Source organism: Microbacterium psychrotolerans (assembly GCF_031085295.1).
Classification (GTDB): Bacteria; Actinomycetota; Actinomycetes; order Actinomycetales; family Microbacteriaceae; genus Microbacterium; species Microbacterium psychrotolerans.
In genome coordinates, this window is sequence record NZ_JAVFWO010000004.1 from 577,216 (window position 1) to 594,145 (window position 16,930).

Here is a 16,930-nt window from a genome sequence, read left to right on the forward strand (position 1 = left end):
CTCTGCCCCGCGATTCCGAGAGCTCAGCCGACGAGGGCGGCGAAGTCCCGCACCGCGGGGAACGCGAACTCGCGGTGGCGCTGCGTGAACAGCTCGAACGAGCGGTCGGCGGGCCAGTCCTCGCCCATGTACTGCCGCGGCAGGCGCGGATCGGCGCGCAGCAGGGCGAGCCAGTCGGCGACCAGCAGTGTGCGCGCGGTGAGCGGAGGGAGATCGGATGCCGCATCCTCTCGCTCCCAGTGCGCGATGAACTCGTCATGAGCCTCGCGGATGCGCTCGACGTCCCACGCGACGCGCACCGCTTCGACCATCGGGAACCCGTCGAGCTCGGCGGCCGAGAACGCGTTGACCGATCCCGACGGCAGGTCGGGGATGATCGCTCCCAGTGCCGCGGCGAGGTCGACGGCGCCGGGCGCGATCCACAGTCCGTCGCGGAGCACAGCGAACCCCGACCACGTCAGGGCCGCGCGCAGGCGATGGCGGAGGTCGCGCAGGTGCTCGGGAACCGTGTACGTGACGAGGGTCCAGCCATCGCCCTGCGGTTCGAAGGGCGCCGGGCCGTTGACGCGACCCGAGGCCTCGCGCAGCACCTCGCTGCCGTGCCCGGTGAGGACGAACCCGATCTCCCTGCCGAGGCGCCGGCGTTCGAGCAGCCCGCTGTGCACCATGCGGTCGAGGTTGGTCCGCACCGCGGATGCCGCGACCCCGGCGCTCTCGAGCGCGCCGATCAGCACGCTCGCTCGCAGCGGCTCGAAGTAGCGGTCGCACACGTACTCGCCGAAGAACGCCAAGAGCAGCTGCCGGGGCTTGCGCGTGAGCACCGACGTCTCGACGGCCGAGAGTGCCGGCAGCGCGACGGCGGTCTTGGCGGCTGCGACGCTCACGCGGCCTCCGGGCGCACGGCCTCACCGCGCTTGGCGCGCTGGATCTGCTCGTACACGTGGGTGCGCAGCTCGGTGAACCGCGGCAGCGCGCGCGTCGTGATCTGGTCGCGGTCGGGCGCGAGGTCGATGGCGAGGTCCTCCTGCACCCAGGTCGGCGACTTCGACAGCACGATCACGCGCTCGCCGAGGTACACCGACTCGTCGATGTCGTGCGTCACGAAGAGGATCGACATCCCGCGTTCCCGGTGCAGCTTGCGGACCAGGTCTTCGAGGTCCGCGCGCGTCTGGGCGTCGACCGCGGCGAAGGGCTCGTCCATGATGAGCACCTCCGGCTGGTACGCGACGGCCCGCGCGATGGCGACGCGCTGCTGCATCCCGCCGGAGAGCTGCCACGGGTAGCTCTTGGTCGCGTGCTCGAGCCCGACGGCGAGGAGCGCGTCGTCGACGAGCCGATCCCGCTCTGCGCGGCTGAGCTTCTTGTGCTTCAGCGGCAGCTCGACGTTGCCGCGGACGGTGAGCCACGGGTACAGGCTGCGACCGTACTCCTGGAAGACCAGCGCCATGTTGGGCGGCGGCGCGGTGACGCGTCGGCCGCCGAGCTCGATGACGCCCGAAGTCGGCTTGAGCAGCCCTGCGATGCATTTGAGCAGCGTGGTCTTGCCGCAGCCCGACGGACCCACGATGCACACCAGCTCACCGGCATCCATCTGGAATCCGATGTCGCCGATGGCCTCGACGTTCCCGGTCGTGGACTCGTACACCTTGCGCAGGTGCTCGACGTTCAGCAGTGTGTCAGGCACGCTCGACCTCCTTGATTCCGTGATACCAGCGAAGCACGCGCCGCTCGACGAATCCGAAGATCACGGCGAGCAGCACGCCGATGAGGCCGAGCAGCACGATGCCGCTCCACATCTCGGCGATGAGGTAGTTGCGCTGGAAGTAGACGATTCGATAGCCCAGGCCTGAGGACGAGAAGAACATCTCGGAGATGACCATCAGGATGAGCGCGATCGAGAGGCACTGCCGCACACCCGTCATGATGCGGGGGCTCGCCGCCGGAAGCACCAGATACCGCAGCCGCTCACCCGAGGTCACCGCGAACGACCGTGCGGTCTCCGTCATGACCGAGTCCGTCGAACGGACGCCCTCGATGGTGTTCAGCAGCACGGGCCAGATCGCGCCGGCGACGATCACGACGACCTTCATGAGGTCGTTCGCACCGACGAGGACCGCCACGATCGGGATGAGCACCGGCGGCGGCACCGCGCGGAAGAACTCGAACACGGGCTCGAGCAGTTCTCGCAGCCACTGCACCAGGCCGATGACGATGCCCGCCGCGATGCCGAGGGCGACGGCCAGCACGATGCCGATCGCGAGCCGGCCGAGGCTGGGCACCACGTCAGCGAAGAACGCCGGGCCCACCCACGTCTCGACGAACGCCTCGGCGATGACGAGTGGGCTCGGGAAGAACGGGGCCGGCGAGATCGACGACCAGATGCCCCATATGACGAGCAGGATGATGGGCAGCCCCAGCGCGTACGCGGTGTTCTCGCCGAACTTCGCCCACACCCGGGACGGGCGGCGCGGCGTGACGACGGTGCTCGTGTAGAGGGTCACAGGACCTCCTCCCCTCGTACGGACTGATGCCACGACAGCGACCGGCGCTCGATCGCCCGGAACACGAGATTGACGAGCAGGCCGAGCATGCCGGTCACGATCACGAGGGCATACACCGTCGTCCACTGCCCGGATTCGCGCGCGAGCATGATCGCGCGTCCGAGCCCGGGGATGCTGATGAACATCTCGGCGGTGATCGCCAGGATCAGCGCGACGGTCGCCGCGAGCCGGAGACCCGTCATGAGATACGGCAGCGCGGTCGGGAAGACCAGGTTGACGATCCGCGACCCCCGAGAGAGCCCGAAGCTGCGCGCCGTGTCGCGGGCGACGGCGTCGACGTCGGCCACACCGTAGAGCACCTGGATGAAGACCTGCCAGAAGCTCGCGTACACGATGATCAGGAGCGCGGCCTGCAGCTGGTAGCCGAACATGAGGATCGCGAGCGGAATGAGCGCGACCGACGGGATGGGCCGCAGGAACTCGACCGTGGTGTGCGTCGCTCGGCGCAGGAACGGCACCAGGCCGATGACCGTGCCGAGGACCACCGCGAGGACCGTCGCGATCAGCAGGCCGAGAGCCCAGGATGTCAGCGTACGGCCGACGTTGCGCCAGAACTCCAGATCGCCGAAGAGCACGATCAGCTGCGCGATCGTCTCGGTAGCCGTCGGAAAGTACGCCGGGTTCACGATCCCGAGCGTCGGCAGCAGCTGCCATGTCGCCAGGAACCCGAGGATGCCGGCCACGCCGAGCACGACCTTGCGCATGGTGCGGTTCTGCCGGGCGCGTGGCGTCGTGGCGACGACCGGCGGAGCGTCAGCGGTGGCGGTCACGGTGCCTCCGATCGGTGCGGTCGGGTCGTGGGGGTGTCGATGTGACGCTCCACGAGGTGGGGAGGGACGAAGGGGTGAGCGGATGCTGCTTCACGAGGTGGGGCGGGGACGTGACGGGTGGCGGATGCCGCGGCGCGCGGCATCCGTCACCCCCCTGTCACGGGGCTACTGCTGCTGGAGCAGCCGGTCGAAGTTCGGCTCGGCGTCGATGTAGCCGAACTCGACCGCCAGCGTGCCGAGGTCCTCGATGCCGGCGTCGGCGAGGTCCCACGTGAAGGTCGGGAGCGTGATGCCGGCAGCCGCCTCCTCGGGGATCTCGAGGTTCGTCGCGATCGCGGCACGCACGGCGTCTTCGTTCTCGCCCGCCCACTCCAGCGCCTCCGCCATCGCGGCCGAGTAGTCGGCGACGAGGTCGGGGTCGTCGTCCAGGAGCGCCTGCGTCGTGATGTTCGTGAGCACCGACAGGCCGGGGATCGTCGCCTGGTACGGCGCGACGACCGAGACACCGCCGTCGCCGAGGACCATTCCGCGGAACGGGTCGGGCGCCCACGCGGCGTCCATGGTGCCGGCGGCGAGCTGTGCCGGAACGTCGGGGAACGCGACCTCGACGAACTCGATCGTCGAGGGATCGCCGCCGTCGTCCTGGACGGCCTTGCGGATGGTCAGGTCTCCCGCGGCGCCGATGGTGTTGACCGAGACCTTCTTGCCGGCGAGGTCGGCCGGCCGCGAGATGCCGGAGTCGCCCAGTGCGACGACCGCGTTGACGTCGTCGCCTTCGGCCAGGCTGTTGGCGTAGTTGCCCACGATCACGACGCCGAGGTCCTGGACGTCGGCACGGATGGGGCCGAACGGCTGGCCGATGGCGAACTGGATGTCGCCGCTCAGCAGCGCCGGGATGGCGTTGGCGCCGCCCTGCGCGGGCACGACCTCGATCTCGAGGCCATGATCCTCGAAGATGCCCTCGTCGATGGCGGCCCAGAGGGCGCCGGTCTCGGCGATGGGCAGCGCGGCCACGCGGACGGTGGTGAGCTCGCCCGAGCCCTCCGCGTCGCCGCCGGACGTGGCAGTGGATTCGGGATCGGCGGCGGAATCGGTGCAGCCGCTGAGCGCGAGCGCGGCGGCGGCGAGGACGCCGAGGGTGGCAAGACTCTTCTTCATTGACGGGCCTCTCAGGAGCGGGTGCTGTGGGTGCCGTCAGCCGCGTCCGCCCGACCGGGAGTCGGGATCGGCACCGCGGCGTGCCGGACAACAGTCATCGTGCGCCTCTCCGCGTCGATTGTCAATGCTTTTGTGACGCCCGTCACGAATTGCATGAATCACCCGGCAACCTGGCACTGCGGCATCCGCTCAACGGAAATCGCGACGTGCGTCGCGGGCCGCCCCGCGCAGGATGGGTCCGCACGCACAGCGTGCCTATTGCCATTACCTATGGTGATAGGTATTCTCTGGCTACCGCGGTGCAGAGACGCACCCGGAAGAGGAAAGGACCTCTCTCATGGCCCACGCGACCCCCGCATCGCCCTCGGCGGCCGCCCTCGTCGACGGCTTCTCGCTCGAGATGACCGGCAAAGACATCGGCGGCCTCGAAGAGGCCCGCGACACGATCCCGCAGGGGACGAAGGTCAACGTGACCTTCCTCGGCAACGAAGATCTCGAGATGCGCGTCGCGGCTGCGAAGGCCGTCAAGGAGATGGGTTTCGTCCCGGTCCCTCACCTGTCGGCGCGGCGGCTGCGGTCGCAGGACGAGCTCGAGGAGTTCCTCGGACGCCTGCAAGAGGTCGGCGCGACCGAGCACGTGTTCGCCGTCGGCGGCGACCCGGCCGAGCCCGAGGGCCCGTACCCCGACGCACTGACCGTGATCCGGTCGGGCGTGCTGCAGAAGTTCGGCGTGCGCGAGGTCTCGATCGCGGGCTACCCCGAGGGGCACCCCGACATCCCTGACGACGTGCTCTGGCGTCACCTCGACGAGAAGGCGCTCACGCTGGCGCAGGAGGGACTGGATGCCGTCGTCCTGACCCAGTTCGCGTTCGACACGGATCCGGTGATGACGTGGATCGGCCAGGTGCGCGATCGCGGCATCGACGCGCAGATTCGCATCGGCACGCCTGGACCCGCCGGCATCAAGCGGCTGCTCGGCTTCGCGCGACGTTTCGGCATCGGTGCGAACGCGATGATCGTGAAGAAGTACGGGTTCTCGCTCACCAACCTCATGGGCACCGCAGGCCCCGATCGCTTCGTGTCCGACCTTGCCGAGCGCCTGGACTCGGCCCCTCAGCCGACCGGCGCACCGATGGAGACGGCGACGGCAGGAACGGACTCGGCGACCGGATACGGCGACGTCAAGCTGCACTTCTACACGTTCGGCGGTCTGCTCGCGACGAGCAACTGGGCACGGGAGTTCGTCGCCGCCCAGGCGCACGGGGCGCGTCGATGACGACCCACCTCGAACTGCGGCGCGACCACGCCTGCCTGATCGTGCACGGCCCGGACCGCTCCGGCATCGTCGCGGCGGTGACCGCTCTGGTCGCGCGCAACCTCGGCAACATCGTGACGCTCGACCAGTACTCCGACAACCCCGAGGGCGGCGAGTTCTTCCAGCGCGTCGTCTTCCACCGCGTCGACCTGCAGGCGGCGCTGCCCGCCATCGAGGCCGACCTCGACGAGACGCTCGGCCCGCTCGGCCTCGAGTGGCGGCTCACCGACCAGTCGATCCCGAAGCGCATGGCGATCCTCGCCTCGACGTCCGACCACTGCCTGCTGGAGCTGCTCTGGCGGCATCGTCGCGGCGAGCTGCCCGTGACGATCCCGATGGTCATCTCGAACCACACCAACACCGCGGAGGACGTCCGCAGCTTCGGCATCCCGTTCTTCCATGTCCCGTCGCAGGGAGCCGACAAGTCGGCAGCCGAAGCGCGGATCATCGAGCTGCTGAAAGGCAACGTCGACTTCGTCGTGCTGGCCCGGTACATGCAGATCCTGTCGGATCGCTTCCTCGACGAGGTCGGCGTCCCGGTGATCAACATCCACCACTCGTTCCTGCCGGCGTTCATCGGCGCGGCCCCCTACCGCAAGGCCAAGGAGCGCGGCGTCAAGCTCATCGGAGCGACCAGCCACTACGTCACCGCCGACCTCGACGAGGGCCCGATCATCGAGCAGGACGTCGCACGCGTCACCCACGCGATGACCGCCGGAGACCTGCAGGCGCGCGGCGCGTACGTCGAGCGCGCAGTGCTCTCGCGGGCGGTCGAATGGCACGCCCAAGACCGCGTGATCCGCCACGGCAACAGCACGATCGTCTTCACGTAACCCCGAACCACACCCCACGAACAGAGAGGTTCCCCATGGCGAAGAATCTGCAGGAGCTGCTCGACGGCCAGAACGCCGTCGAGATGCTGCGCAACTCGCAGATCGGCTCGTACATCTATCCGGTGGTCCCCGCGGACTTCCAGAACTGGATCAAGGAGCAGAAGGCGTGGCGCGACACGGCCGTGCTCTACGACCAGTCGCACCACATGGACAATGTGTTCCTCAAGGGCTCGGATGCGATCCGCCTGATCTCCGACACGGCGATCAACTCGGTGGCGACCTTCCCCGTGAACCGCGCGAAGCAGTACGTGCCGACGACCGCCTCAGGGCACGTCATCGGCGACGGCATCCTGTTCCACGAGGCCGAGGACGAGTACGTCTACGTCGGTCGTGCGCCGGCATCGAACTGGCTGCTCTACCACGGTGAGACCGGCGGCTACGCGAACCTCGATGTCACCGTCGACCGCCGCTCGCCCTCGCGCCCCTATGGTGACGCGGTCAGCCGGCGCTACTACCGGTTCCAGATCCAGGGACCGGCGGCGTGGCAGGTCATCGAGAAGCTGAACGGCGGCCCCCTCGAGCAGCTGAAGTTCTTCAGCATGTCGGAGATGCAGATCGGCGGCGCCAACGTCCGCACCCTGCGCCACGGCATGGCGGGAGCGCCCGGCCTCGAAGTCTGGGGACCGTACGAGGACCACCACCGCGTCCGCGACATCATCGTCGAGGCGGGCGCGGAGTTCGGCCTCGTGCCGGTCGGCTCTCGCGCGTACCCGTCGAACACCCTGGAGTCGGGCTGGATCCCGTCGCCGCTGCCGGCCATCTACTCCGGCGAGGCCGAGCGCGGCTACCGCGAGTGGCTCGGCGTCGACAGCTACGAGGCCACCGGCACGCTCGCCGGCTCGTTCGTGTCGGACAACATCGAGGACTACTACCTGACGCCGTGGGAGCTGGGCTACGGCTCGTTCGTGAAGTTCGACCACGACTTCATCGGGCGCGACGCGCTCGAGAAGGTCGACCCCGAGACGCAGCGCCGCAAGGTGACGCTCGCGTGGAACGCCGAGGACGTGACGAAGATCTTCGCGTCGCTGTTCGACGTCGAAGGCGACAGCTACAAGTTCTTCGATCTCCCGCTCGCGAACTACGGATCGGCGAACTACGACTCGGTGACGGATGCCGACGGCAGCGTCGTGGGCTTCTCGATGTTCACCGGGTACAGCGCCAACGAGAAGCGGGCACTGTCGCTCGCGACCGTGAACCCCGATGTGCCCGAGGGCGCCGAGGTGACGGTCGTGTGGGGCGAGCCGAACGGCGGCACCACGAAGGCCTCGGTCGAACCGCACCAGCAGCTCGAGGTCCGCGCGGTTGTCTCGCCCGTGCCGTACTCCACGGTGGTGCGTCAGAGCTACCACGGCGGCTGGCGCACCGGATACCAGCCCCAGCCCGCCTGACCCACGAGACCCGAGGGGGTCCGCCCGCTCCGGGCGGGCCCCCTCGTACCATTCCGCCGGGCCGGCGGGGCGCGGCATCCGCTGATCGCTACTCTCTTGGAGGGAAAGGAGTCGCATGAGTCTGCGGTACGCACTGTTGGCGATCCTGCGGGTGGGTCCGCTGTCGGGGTACGACCTGCAGAAGCAGTTCCACCAGTCCGTCGGACATGTCTGGCATGCGCCCGACTCCCAGATCTACCCCGAGCTGCGCAAGATGGAGGAGCTCGGCCTCATCCAAGGCGAGGAGCAGACGCGCGGCGAGCGCGGCACGCGCCGCATGTACCACGTGACGGATGCCGGCAACCGGGCTTTCCTCGACTGGATGGCCTCACCCCTCGACTATCAGCGGGTGCGCGACCCCGCGCACCTGCGGGCCGCCTACCTCGAGGCGGCTACGCCCGAGGACGCGCGCGGGTTCCTCGAGCGGCACATCGCGCAGTGGGCGGGCGAGCTGGCGCAGTGGGAGGGCGAGCTCGAGCGCATCGACGCCGTCGCCAACCCGATGCTGGTGCGCCGCCTCGCGGTCACCGCCGACGCCGACCGTGAGCGGACCATCGCCTACAAGCGGTTCGCGTACGAAGGCCTCGTCGAGCGCGCGCAGGGCGAGATCGCCTGGGCCCGCCGAGGGCTCGAGCTGATCGACCGCCTCCACGCTTAGGCTGGACGTGTGCCGGACATCAGCCGAGACCCTCGAGGGACTCCCGCGACGGATCGGCTCAACTACACGGCGTACCGCCTTGCGCGAGCGCTGAATCGCGCGGCCGAGAACACCGCTCTCGCACACGCCGTCACCCTGCCGCAGCTGCTGATCCTGCAGGTCCTCGGCGAAGGGCTGCCGCTGTCGAACGCGCAGGTCGCGCACCGCACCTTCGTCAGCTCGCAGGCGGCCCACGTCGTGTCGAGCGAACTGCTCGCCTCCGGACTGATCGAGCGGGTCGAGCATCCCACCAATAGGCGCGTCAGGCTGGTCCGCTTGAGCGAAGCCGGCTGGGCGACGCTGGCGGAATGCGAACGGGAGATCCGTGCGCGTGAGGACCGGCTCGCCGAGGCGATCGGCCCCGATCTCGGCAGCACGCTCGCCGAGGTCCTCGAGCACGCCGCAGAGGTGATCGCCGGCGGCTACTTCGGCGACCGTGAGGCCGAGGCGGAGGCGGTGGCGCGACGGCGCCGTCCGAGCAAGGGCGCCGGGATGGCGCCCGCCTGACGAGTCACCGAGACCCGCGGCGACGCAGCCGCATCGCAACGAACAGCGCGCAGGCGAGTGCCGCGCTCCCTCCGATCACGAGAGCGGTCCGTCCCCCGGACTCGTCGATGACCCAGCCCATCAGCAGGGCACCGAACGGGACCATGCCGTAGCTGCCGAGGGTCACCAGCGACATCGTGCGTCCGATCTGGTCGGGGGGCACGCTGACCTGCGCGGCGGCGTTGAGGATGCCCTGGTAGTACCCGACTCCCAGTCCGAGCAGCGGTCCGAGGGCCAGGAACGCGGGCAGCCCCGGCGCAGCCGCGTTCGCGAGAAGGGCGAGCCCCAGGCCGGCGCACGCGGCGATGAGGGATCGCACGGTGACACGTGCGCGCCCTGCCGCCAGGATGCCGCCGAGGATCGCGCCGATCGCGTTCAGGGTGTGGACGCCGCCGACGGCGGTCGCATCCCCGCCGAAGGTGAGGGTGACCGTGGACGTGAGCACGAGCATCAGATTGAGGGCGAGCAGCGCCACCACCGCATTGACGACGAGGAGCGTGGCCATCCCGCGGTCGGTGCCGACGCGGTATCGCTCGGTCGTCCGTGGCCGGCGAGGAGCCTCCCGCACGTGCAGGCGCGACGGGCGGATCAGCGCGATCGAGAGGAAGACCACGAGGAACGAGCCCGAATTGACGAGCATGCAGGCCGTCGCTCCCAGGCTCTGGAACGCGACGCCGGCGAGCCCCGGGCCGATCGAACGGGCGGACGCCAGCGCGATGGTGCTGAGCGAGGCCGCCCTGCTCAGGTCGGCGGAGCCGACGATCTCGAAGATGATCGCCTGTGCCGCGACTCGCTCGAACGTGTGCACCGTGCCGAGCGCCGCGACCAGCAGGTAGAAGAGCGAGATCGGTGCGGCGGGACTCAGCGTCGCGACCGCGAGCCCGCCCACGATGGCCGTCGACAGCAGTGACGTGACGAGGAGGATCGTCCGCGGCCGGATGCGGTCGGCGACGCGGCCGGCAGGCACGCTGAGCAGCAGCAGGGGGAGGAACTGCGCGATGGTGACGCCGCTGAGCGCACGTGCGCTGCCGGTCTCCCCGAGCACCACCAGCGAGAGCGCAAGGTTCTGGAACCACGTCCCGGTGTTGGAGACGACCTGCCCGCCGAAGTAGAGCGAGAACCGGCCGTTCGCGAACGGCCGGAACACCCCCCACGAGGTCACGCGCTCAGCTGCTCGCGGCGACCCGGTCGCGCACGAACGATGCGATCCGCTCGCGCACGCCGGCGGTCGATCGTGCATCGGCGTTGCTGCCGCGGATCTCGAGCACCGGGATTCCGCGGTCCTCGAGCGCGGCGGTGATCAGGGCGCCGCCGGGGGTGTCGTCGGCGACGAGATGCACCACGCCGTCCACGCCGTGCGCGACGGCCTCCTTGACGTACCACGACGACGACATGGGCGGGACGTACAACAGGTCGGTCAGTCCCACGAACCTCGCCGCGAGGGTGCGGATCGGATCGTCGCCGTACCGGGCGTATCCGTCGGCTGCGATCGCCAGGTACATGGACCACACGAACACCGCGTCGAAGTCCTCCTGGAACGACCGGTACATGTCGAGATCGGACCACAGGCCGCGGCCGACCCACATCAGACGGCGCCGTTCGCCCGGCCACACCGCAGCGCCCTCGTCGATGCGGCGGGCGACCTCGTCGTGGAGCCGGCGCGCGGCATCCACGGCCCAGCGGGTTCCCCGGTGCCACTGCGGCACCATGACGCTCGGAATGATGTCAGTCACGGGCACGGGCAACGGCCGGGCGGATGCGAGCATGTCGCGGGTGCGCCGGTTCCACTCCGCCTGCTCGTTGGCGAGCGTCATCACGTCGCGGAGCCGTTCGCGCTGCACGCGGCGTCCCAGCCGGTGCTCGAGCCAGGCGATCAGGTCTTCGATCTCCCCCTGGAGCAGATCGATGCGCTCCGCGCCGAACACCTCCTCCCAGCGGTGCGAGACGAGGTCCCACCAGCCCTCGGGTGCCGGATCGGCCGCGGTCCGCGAGAGCAGGAAGGTCTCGGTCCCCGCGCGGCGACCCCACTGCTCGAAGATCTTGTGCGTGACATCGCCGCCCCGCTCGGCGATGGCGAAGCGGGGCTGCGGCAGGCCGCCCCACGGCGCATCGGCGCCCCGCAGCTCCTGAGCGCCCAGTGGCAGCACGTCGTACTGACGGCTGTAGTCGGGGAGACCCCGCGCCGCCACGGCCTCGAGGCTCGCCGCGCCCGCGCGCTTGGCGGCGATGATCGACGACCACCACTGGTTGACGACGTAGTTCACGTCCAGCGCCCGGAGCACCTCGTGCGGGGCGTCGGCGTTCGCCAGCGCGAGGGGTTCGCCGGCGTGCACCTTGGCGGCCAGCGAGTGGAACCACTCGCGCTGGTACGAGGTGGCCTCGACCGCGCTCGAGAGCCGATCGGCGGCGATGCGCTGGGCGTTCATGAGGATGCCGTCCCCTTGACGATGCGGTGTCCCAGGTCCCGCGCGGCCCGCGCCTCGTCGCCGGGACGCAGCCGCGTCTGCATGACGAAGGGCACGCGGATCCCTGCAAGGGCCGCGGCTTGGTCGGAAAGGTCCCATGCCGGGGCCTCGTCGAGATCGCGGATCACGCCCGCGACCACATCGGCCCGGCTGCGCAACGCCGCCTCGTGGGTCAGTCGTGCCCGGTCGGCGCTCGAGGCGGTGGCGGATCCGCCGACGCGGCCGAAGTGCAGGTCGACCAGACGCTCGATCGCCTCGTCGAGGCTCGCCGCATCGACCGCCACGCCGAGCCACGCCCCCTCGCCGGTGTCGTGATCCTCGCCCACCACGACGCAGCCCTGCTCTTCGAGGATGCGGTACAGCGCGGGGTCCGGGTGATTCGACCCTGTGATGTGCACGCGGGCGGCCGTGACCGGGACGTCGACGCGGGCCTCGTCGACCCGCGTGATGGCTTCCTCCGGGTCGACGCGTCCCGCCTCGAGCCAGGCCTCCAGGGCAGCCGATCCCCCGCACTCCGGGGGCGTCGCACCCCGCCGGACTCGCAGCCGTGCGAGCGCCTCCCCCAGGTCCCGCTCGGCGCTGCCCGCCGCGGCGAGGGCCGCGCCGTCGATGGTCTCGCCGCCGATGCCGGTGAGGAAGGCCGCCAGGCGCTCGAGCTGCGAACGTGCGAACCGCCGCGCTGCCGCCGACTCCGCTCGGGGAAGATCGAGCAGATGCAACGGCAGTTCGGACGCGATCGACCGCAGCACGTAGAAGAGCCGGACGTGCGCCTGAGTGTCGGCGCAGACGACGAGCGCGTCGCACTCGACGTGCCCGGAGCGCAGCTCGGTGAGCATGCGCGCGACGACGGCGTCGGCGGCACCGAGCAGATCCTGTGCCTCCGCGTCGATGGCGCCTGTCCACGAGCCGGTGATCCGCCGGGGAAGGCCGCCGCTCGCGAGCACGAGCTGCCGCGGGACGTCGTTTCCGACGATCCCGACGATCGCGCGTCGAACCGGCGTCACAGCACTCCGTCCCTCCGGAGCGCGTCGACCCGTTCGTCGTCGTAGCCGAGCAGCCCGCCGAGGATATCGGCGGTGTGCTCGCCGAGCCCGGGAGCAGGCCGCGAGAGGTCCGCGGAGCTGCGGGAGAAGACGACCGGAAGCCCGCTGCCGTACAGCCCTTCCAGGTGCCCGTAGCGGGGATGCACGAGGGGGACGACCTCGCGGCGGCTCGTGACGATGTCGTCGCGGACCGCGGTGGCGGTGTCGCGCACCGGTGCGGCGGGAACGCCGTGGCGTTCGAGCGCGGACAGCACCTCCGCGCTGGAGCGGGGGGCTGCCCAGTCCGCGATCATGCCGTGCAGCTCCTCGGCGTGCGTGACACGCGCGTCGCGCGAGGAGAAGCGCGGGTCGTCGACGAGATCGCCGCTGCCCATGGCCGCGAGGGTGCCCTCGGCGAACTGATCCGTCGGCGCACAGATGGCGAACCATCCGTCCGTCGTCTGGAAGGTGCCGAACGGCGCCAGCCGGGGAACGACCGCGCCGGTTCGCAGCGGGAAGCCCACGGACTCCAGCGCATCGAACGGCTCGCACGCGACCAGCGACGTGAGGCTGCCGAGCATCGAGACGTCCACGTGCTGGCCTTCGCCGGTGGCCTCGGCATCCATCACCGCAGCCAGAGTCCCGATCACCGCGAACAGCGGGGCGACCAGGTCGCCGATGGGCAACCCGAAGCGGATCGGCGCATCGCCCGGCTCGCCTGCCGTCATCATGACGCCGCTCAGGGCCTGGATGATGGTGTCCATCGCCTTGCCCTCGCCGGGCACACCCTGAGCGCCGAAGCCGCTGATCGAGGTATAGACGATGCGCGGGTTGACCTGCTGGACGGCGGCGTAGTCGATGCCGAGTCGCCTGGTGACACCCGCGCTGAAGTTCTCGACGACGATGTCGGCGTTGCGCACGAGATCGAAGAAGACACCCCGACTCTCGGGATGCTTGAGGTTGAGGGTGATGCTCTCCTTGCCCCGCCCGCGGGCCATCATCGAGACCGACATGTCGTCGGGCGCGGAACGTCGCATCTGCAGCCCGTCCGCCGTCACGTAGGGCGAGTTGTTCCGCGAGGAGTCGCCGCCACGGCTGGGGTTCTCGACCTTGATGACGCGCGCACCGAGGCTCGCCAGCAGCAGCGTGGCGTAGGGACCTGCGAGTGCGGTGGTCAGATCGATCACGGTCTTGCCTGCGAGAGGCCCGTCGGCGGTGTTCATGTCAGTCTTCCTTCGTTCGGACGACGAGCCTGTCGCCGTGCCAGACGAGCTCGGTGGCGAATCCGGCCTCGCTCGTGATTCTTCGCAGGTAGGCCGCGACCTCATCCCCGCGTTCGCCGCGCGCCACCGGGACGGGGCGCGCGGCGTCGTCGATCCAGCAGGGGATGAGCGCGGCGTCGATCCCGCCTTCGGTGATCGTCAGTTCGACGATCGCGGTGTGCCGGCTCTCGGGGTGGAACGGGTAGTCCGGCATCGACGGATCGGGGTCGAATCCGAAGAGCCGTCGCCGTTCACGTGCCCAGCCCGATCGCTCGGGCACAGCGCCAGGACCATCCGAGAGCGCCGTCGTCACGGTCGCGAAGTTCCCGAGGCCGTGGAAGATCGGGCGGCCGCGGTAGACCTCGACGCCCCTGCAGATGTGGGCGTGGTGTCCGAGCACGACGGTCGCTCCCGCATCCACGGCCGCGTGCGCGATCTGCCTCTCGTACGCCGCGATCTCGACGGGCACATGCACGAGCCCCTTGTGCAGGGCCACGATGACGACGTCCGCGCGGGTGGCCGCATCCGTCACCGCAGTTGCGAAGCGGCGGAGACTGGCCGGCTCGGCGAACGTGTCGATGCGCGGCGGCCCACCCGGGTTCGCGTTGCGTGCCTCGTAGTGCGTCACGACGTCCACGTAGGCCGCGCCCGGCTTGAGCGACGTCGCCCTGCTCTCACGCGGTCCCACGCAGTTGACGCTCAGCACCGCGATCCGGACGCCGTCCCGCTCGTCGATCACCGGCTCGAAGGCCTCGTCGAGGCTCTCGCCGGTGCCCACGGTCCGCATACCGCGCGCCTCGCAGTGCCGGACGGTCTCGCGCATCCCCTCGGCGCCGAAGTCGTAGACATGGTTGCCTGCCAGGGTCAGGATGCCGAAGCCGGCCTCCGCCACGGCGTCGAGCGCCGACGGCGGTCCCGGCAGGGCCGGCACATCGGTCGTCTGCACCACCCCGTCGTGCAGGTGCGGGATCTCGAGATGCCCGATCACGAGGTCGGCGGCGCGGAGCGTCTCGGCGGCGGGCGCCAGCAGGTCACGCGCGTCTTCGCGCTCGAGGACGAGATCGCCGACGGCGTGGATCGTGATCACGCGGTCCCGCCCACCACGGTTCCGGAGGTACGCGTGAGGAACGTGCGCAGGCGCGTCGACTCGGGGTGGTCGAAGAACGCTCCCGACGGGCGGTCCTCGATCACCTGGCCGTCGGCCATGAACACGCAGCGATCGGCAGCATGCCGAGCGAAGTCGAGTTCGTGGGTGACCACGATCATCGTCATCCCCGACTCCGCCAGATCCTTCATGACCTGCAGCACCTCATCCACGAGCTCGGGGTCGAGCGAACTCGTCGGCTCGTCGAAGAGCAGGATGCGCGGCTGCGTCGCCACCGCCCTCGCGATCGCCACGCGCTGCTGCTGGCCGCCCGACAGCTGGCGCGGGTGCGCTTGCGCCTTGTCGGCAAGTCCCACGCGCGTGAGCAGCTCCATAGCGCGGTCCCTCGCCTCGCCCGGGGCCACGCCGTGCACCTTGATCGGCGCCTCGGTGATGTTGCGGAGCACGGTCCAGTGCGGGAACAGGTTGAACTGCTGGAACACCATCCCCATGCGGCGCCGCTGACGCTGCACGTCCGTGTCGCGGAGCGGACGCACCCCGTCACGGTGACGCTCATAGCCGAGAAGCTCGCCGTCGAGGTACATCGCCCCGCCCTGGATCGACTCGAGCTGATCGATGCAGCGCACCAGCGTCGACTTGCCCGAACCCGACGGGCCGAGCACGGCCACGACCTCGCCGGCATGCACCTCGAAGTCCACGCCGTCGAGCGCGAGGTGATCGCCGTAGCGTTTGCGGAGCCCCACGACCTGGAGCACGGGGGTCAGGGCATCTTCCGAGCGAGCGTTCACGCCGTCGCCTCCACTCGTTCGACGGTCCGGCGGGCCACGGCCGCGCGCGTCATGCCTTTGCTGAAGTGGCGCTCCACACGGCGCTGCACCAGGGTGAGTGCCGTCACGACCACGAGGTACCAGATCACGGCCACCATCAGCATCGGCACCACCTCGTACGTCCGGTTGTAGATCACCTGCACCGAGTGCAGGAGGTCGCCCATCGCGATGACGCTCACGAGAGACGTTCCCTTCAGGAGCGCGATGACCTGCGAGCCCGTGGGAGGGATGATCACGCGCATCGCCTGCGGCAGCACGACCCTGGTGAACGAGTGCCAGCGGCTGAAGCCCATGGCGGCGGCCGCGTCGCGCTGACCGGAGTCGACCGACAGGATGCCGGCGCGGATGATCTCCGCCATGTACGCGGCCTCGTGAAGCGACAGGCCGATGACCGCCGCAGTGAGCGGAGTGATGAGATCGTTCGTCGGCCAGCTGAAGAGCTCAGGGCCGAAGGGCACGCCGACGGCGAGGCGGGGCAGCAGGTAGGCGAGGTTGTACCAGAAGATCAGCTGCACGAGCGGCGGGACGCCTCGGAAGACCCCGACGAACACGATGGACGCCCAGCGCAGCGGTCGGAAGTCGCTGAGCTGCCCGGCGGCCAGCGCCGTCCCCAGGATCGACCCGAACACCATGCCGACGATCGTCAGCAGGATCGACATGCCCAGGCCCATCAGCACGCTCGGGTTGAAGAGGTACTCGGCGACGACCGGCCATTCGAACCGCTCGTTGGTGGCGAGGAACACCAAGATCTGCACGGTCACGAGGGCGAGAAGGATGCCGACGACCACGCGCCACGGATGGATGCGGCGTCCCGCGTTCGCGACGTCCACCGTGCGATCCGCGAAGGGATTGCGCACGGGCTGCGTCGTGAGATCAGTCATG

General features: G+C 69.8%; 17 protein-coding genes. 5 read left to right on the plus strand and 12 right to left on the minus strand.

Annotated features, from left to right (window positions below):
• Nucleotides 1–23: 23 nt before the first annotated feature.
• The 5 genes from Q9R08_RS15650 to Q9R08_RS15670 all read right to left on the minus strand — a co-directional run bounded on the left by Q9R08_RS15650 (nucleotide 24) and on the right by Q9R08_RS15670 (nucleotide 4,489).
• Nucleotides 24–884, minus strand: a complete 861-nt coding sequence (locus Q9R08_RS15650; RefSeq protein ID WP_308869051.1) for a PaaX family transcriptional regulator — start codon at nucleotides 882–884, stop codon at nucleotides 24–26.
• Entirely contained in the window at nucleotides 881–1,684 is an 804-nt protein-coding gene (locus tag Q9R08_RS15655) for an ABC transporter ATP-binding protein (RefSeq protein ID WP_308869052.1), read from the minus strand. Before Q9R08_RS15655 ends, Q9R08_RS15650 begins: the two co-directional genes overlap by 4 nt.
• Nucleotides 1,677–2,501 carry an ABC transporter permease gene (locus Q9R08_RS15660; protein ID WP_308869053.1) on the minus strand — a complete coding sequence of 275 codons (825 nt, stop codon included), beginning with the start codon at nucleotides 2,499–2,501 and terminating at the stop codon, nucleotides 1,677–1,679. Before Q9R08_RS15660 ends, Q9R08_RS15655 begins: the two co-directional genes overlap by 8 nt.
• Nucleotides 2,498–3,331, minus strand: coding sequence for an ABC transporter permease (locus tag Q9R08_RS15665; protein ID WP_308869054.1), 834 nt, complete (start codon nucleotides 3,329–3,331; stop codon nucleotides 2,498–2,500). The genes Q9R08_RS15660 and Q9R08_RS15665 overlap by 4 nt, the downstream gene beginning before the upstream one ends.
• 165 nt (nucleotides 3,332–3,496) lie before the next feature.
• Nucleotides 3,497–4,489, minus strand: coding sequence for an ABC transporter substrate-binding protein (locus tag Q9R08_RS15670; RefSeq protein ID WP_308869055.1), 993 nt, complete (start codon nucleotides 4,487–4,489; stop codon nucleotides 3,497–3,499).
• Between the two features lie 337 nt (nucleotides 4,490–4,826).
• Between Q9R08_RS15670 and Q9R08_RS15675 the strand changes: the two genes are divergently transcribed.
• The 5 genes from Q9R08_RS15675 to Q9R08_RS15695 all read left to right on the plus strand — a co-directional run bounded on the left by Q9R08_RS15675 (nucleotide 4,827) and on the right by Q9R08_RS15695 (nucleotide 9,328).
• Nucleotides 4,827–5,765, plus strand: a complete 939-nt coding sequence (locus tag Q9R08_RS15675) for a methylenetetrahydrofolate reductase (protein ID WP_308869056.1) — start codon at nucleotides 4,827–4,829, stop codon at nucleotides 5,763–5,765.
• Complete coding sequence (gene purU, locus Q9R08_RS15680) at nucleotides 5,762–6,637, plus strand: formyltetrahydrofolate deformylase (protein WP_308869057.1); 876 nt, start codon at nucleotides 5,762–5,764, stop codon at nucleotides 6,635–6,637. The genes Q9R08_RS15675 and purU overlap by 4 nt, the downstream gene beginning before the upstream one ends.
• Nucleotides 6,638–6,672: 35 nt before the next feature.
• Nucleotides 6,673–8,085, plus strand: coding sequence for a vanillate/3-O-methylgallate O-demethylase (gene ligM, locus Q9R08_RS15685; RefSeq protein ID WP_308869058.1), 1,413 nt, complete (start codon nucleotides 6,673–6,675; stop codon nucleotides 8,083–8,085).
• 115 nt (nucleotides 8,086–8,200) lie between these two features.
• Nucleotides 8,201–8,782 carry a PadR family transcriptional regulator gene (locus Q9R08_RS15690; RefSeq protein ID WP_308869059.1) on the plus strand — a complete coding sequence of 194 codons (582 nt, stop codon included), beginning with the start codon at nucleotides 8,201–8,203 and terminating at the stop codon, nucleotides 8,780–8,782.
• Nucleotides 8,783–8,791: 9 nt separating this feature from the next.
• Entirely contained in the window at nucleotides 8,792–9,328 is a 537-nt protein-coding gene (locus tag Q9R08_RS15695) for a MarR family winged helix-turn-helix transcriptional regulator (RefSeq protein WP_308869060.1), read from the plus strand.
• Between the two features lie 4 nt (nucleotides 9,329–9,332).
• Here Q9R08_RS15695 and Q9R08_RS15700 read toward each other — a convergent pair whose 3' ends face one another.
• From Q9R08_RS15700 to Q9R08_RS15730, 7 genes are read right to left on the minus strand one after another with little or no spacing between them, the layout of a single operon-like run.
• Nucleotides 9,333–10,529, minus strand: coding sequence for an MFS transporter (locus tag Q9R08_RS15700; RefSeq protein WP_308869061.1), 1,197 nt, complete (start codon nucleotides 10,527–10,529; stop codon nucleotides 9,333–9,335).
• Between the two features lie 4 nt (nucleotides 10,530–10,533).
• A complete protein-coding gene (locus Q9R08_RS15705; RefSeq protein ID WP_308869062.1) occupies nucleotides 10,534–11,793 on the minus strand; it encodes a 2-hydroxyacyl-CoA dehydratase in 1,260 nt (419 codons plus the stop codon).
• Nucleotides 11,790–12,836 carry a 2-hydroxyacyl-CoA dehydratase gene (locus Q9R08_RS15710; RefSeq protein ID WP_308869063.1) on the minus strand — a complete coding sequence of 349 codons (1,047 nt, stop codon included), beginning with the start codon at nucleotides 12,834–12,836 and terminating at the stop codon, nucleotides 11,790–11,792. Before Q9R08_RS15710 ends, Q9R08_RS15705 begins: the two co-directional genes overlap by 4 nt.
• A complete protein-coding gene (locus Q9R08_RS15715) occupies nucleotides 12,833–14,077 on the minus strand; it encodes a CaiB/BaiF CoA transferase family protein (RefSeq protein ID WP_308869064.1) in 1,245 nt (414 codons plus the stop codon). The genes Q9R08_RS15710 and Q9R08_RS15715 overlap by 4 nt, the downstream gene beginning before the upstream one ends.
• A gap of 1 nt (nucleotide 14,078) precedes the next feature.
• Nucleotides 14,079–15,203, minus strand: coding sequence for a CapA family protein (locus Q9R08_RS15720; RefSeq protein ID WP_308869065.1), 1,125 nt, complete (start codon nucleotides 15,201–15,203; stop codon nucleotides 14,079–14,081).
• Nucleotides 15,200–16,009: an amino acid ABC transporter ATP-binding protein gene (locus Q9R08_RS15725; RefSeq protein ID WP_308869066.1), complete on the minus strand. Its 810-nt coding sequence runs from the start codon at nucleotides 16,007–16,009 to the stop codon at nucleotides 15,200–15,202. The genes Q9R08_RS15720 and Q9R08_RS15725 overlap by 4 nt, the downstream gene beginning before the upstream one ends.
• The gene (locus Q9R08_RS15730) at nucleotides 16,006–16,929 is read right to left on the minus strand and encodes an amino acid ABC transporter permease (RefSeq protein ID WP_308869067.1); all 924 of its coding nucleotides are present in this window, start codon (nucleotides 16,927–16,929) and stop codon (nucleotides 16,006–16,008) included. Before Q9R08_RS15730 ends, Q9R08_RS15725 begins: the two co-directional genes overlap by 4 nt.
• Between the last annotated feature and the right edge of the window lies 1 nt (nucleotide 16,930).

Bases quoted from the DNA above. Each gene is read 5' to 3' on its own strand.
- Q9R08_RS15670 (WP_308869055.1), bottom strand. From the start codon at position 4,489: ATGAAGAAGAGTCTTGCCACCCTCGGCGTCCTCGCCGCCGCCGCGCTC.
- Q9R08_RS15675 (WP_308869056.1), top strand. From the start codon at position 4,827: ATGGCCCACGCGACCCCCGCATCGCCCTCGGCGGCCGCCCTCGTCGAC.
- purU (WP_308869057.1), top strand. From the start codon at position 5,762: ATGACGACCCACCTCGAACTGCGGCGCGACCACGCCTGCCTGATCGTG.
- ligM (WP_308869058.1), top strand. From the start codon at position 6,673: ATGGCGAAGAATCTGCAGGAGCTGCTCGACGGCCAGAACGCCGTCGAG.
- Q9R08_RS15690 (WP_308869059.1), top strand. From the start codon at position 8,201: ATGAGTCTGCGGTACGCACTGTTGGCGATCCTGCGGGTGGGTCCGCTG.
- Q9R08_RS15705 (WP_308869062.1), bottom strand. From the start codon at position 11,793: ATGAACGCCCAGCGCATCGCCGCCGATCGGCTCTCGAGCGCGGTCGAG.
- Q9R08_RS15715 (WP_308869064.1), bottom strand. From the start codon at position 14,077: ATGAACACCGCCGACGGGCCTCTCGCAGGCAAGACCGTGATCGATCTG.
- Q9R08_RS15730 (WP_308869067.1), bottom strand. From the start codon at position 16,929: ATGACTGATCTCACGACGCAGCCCGTGCGCAATCCCTTCGCGGATCGC.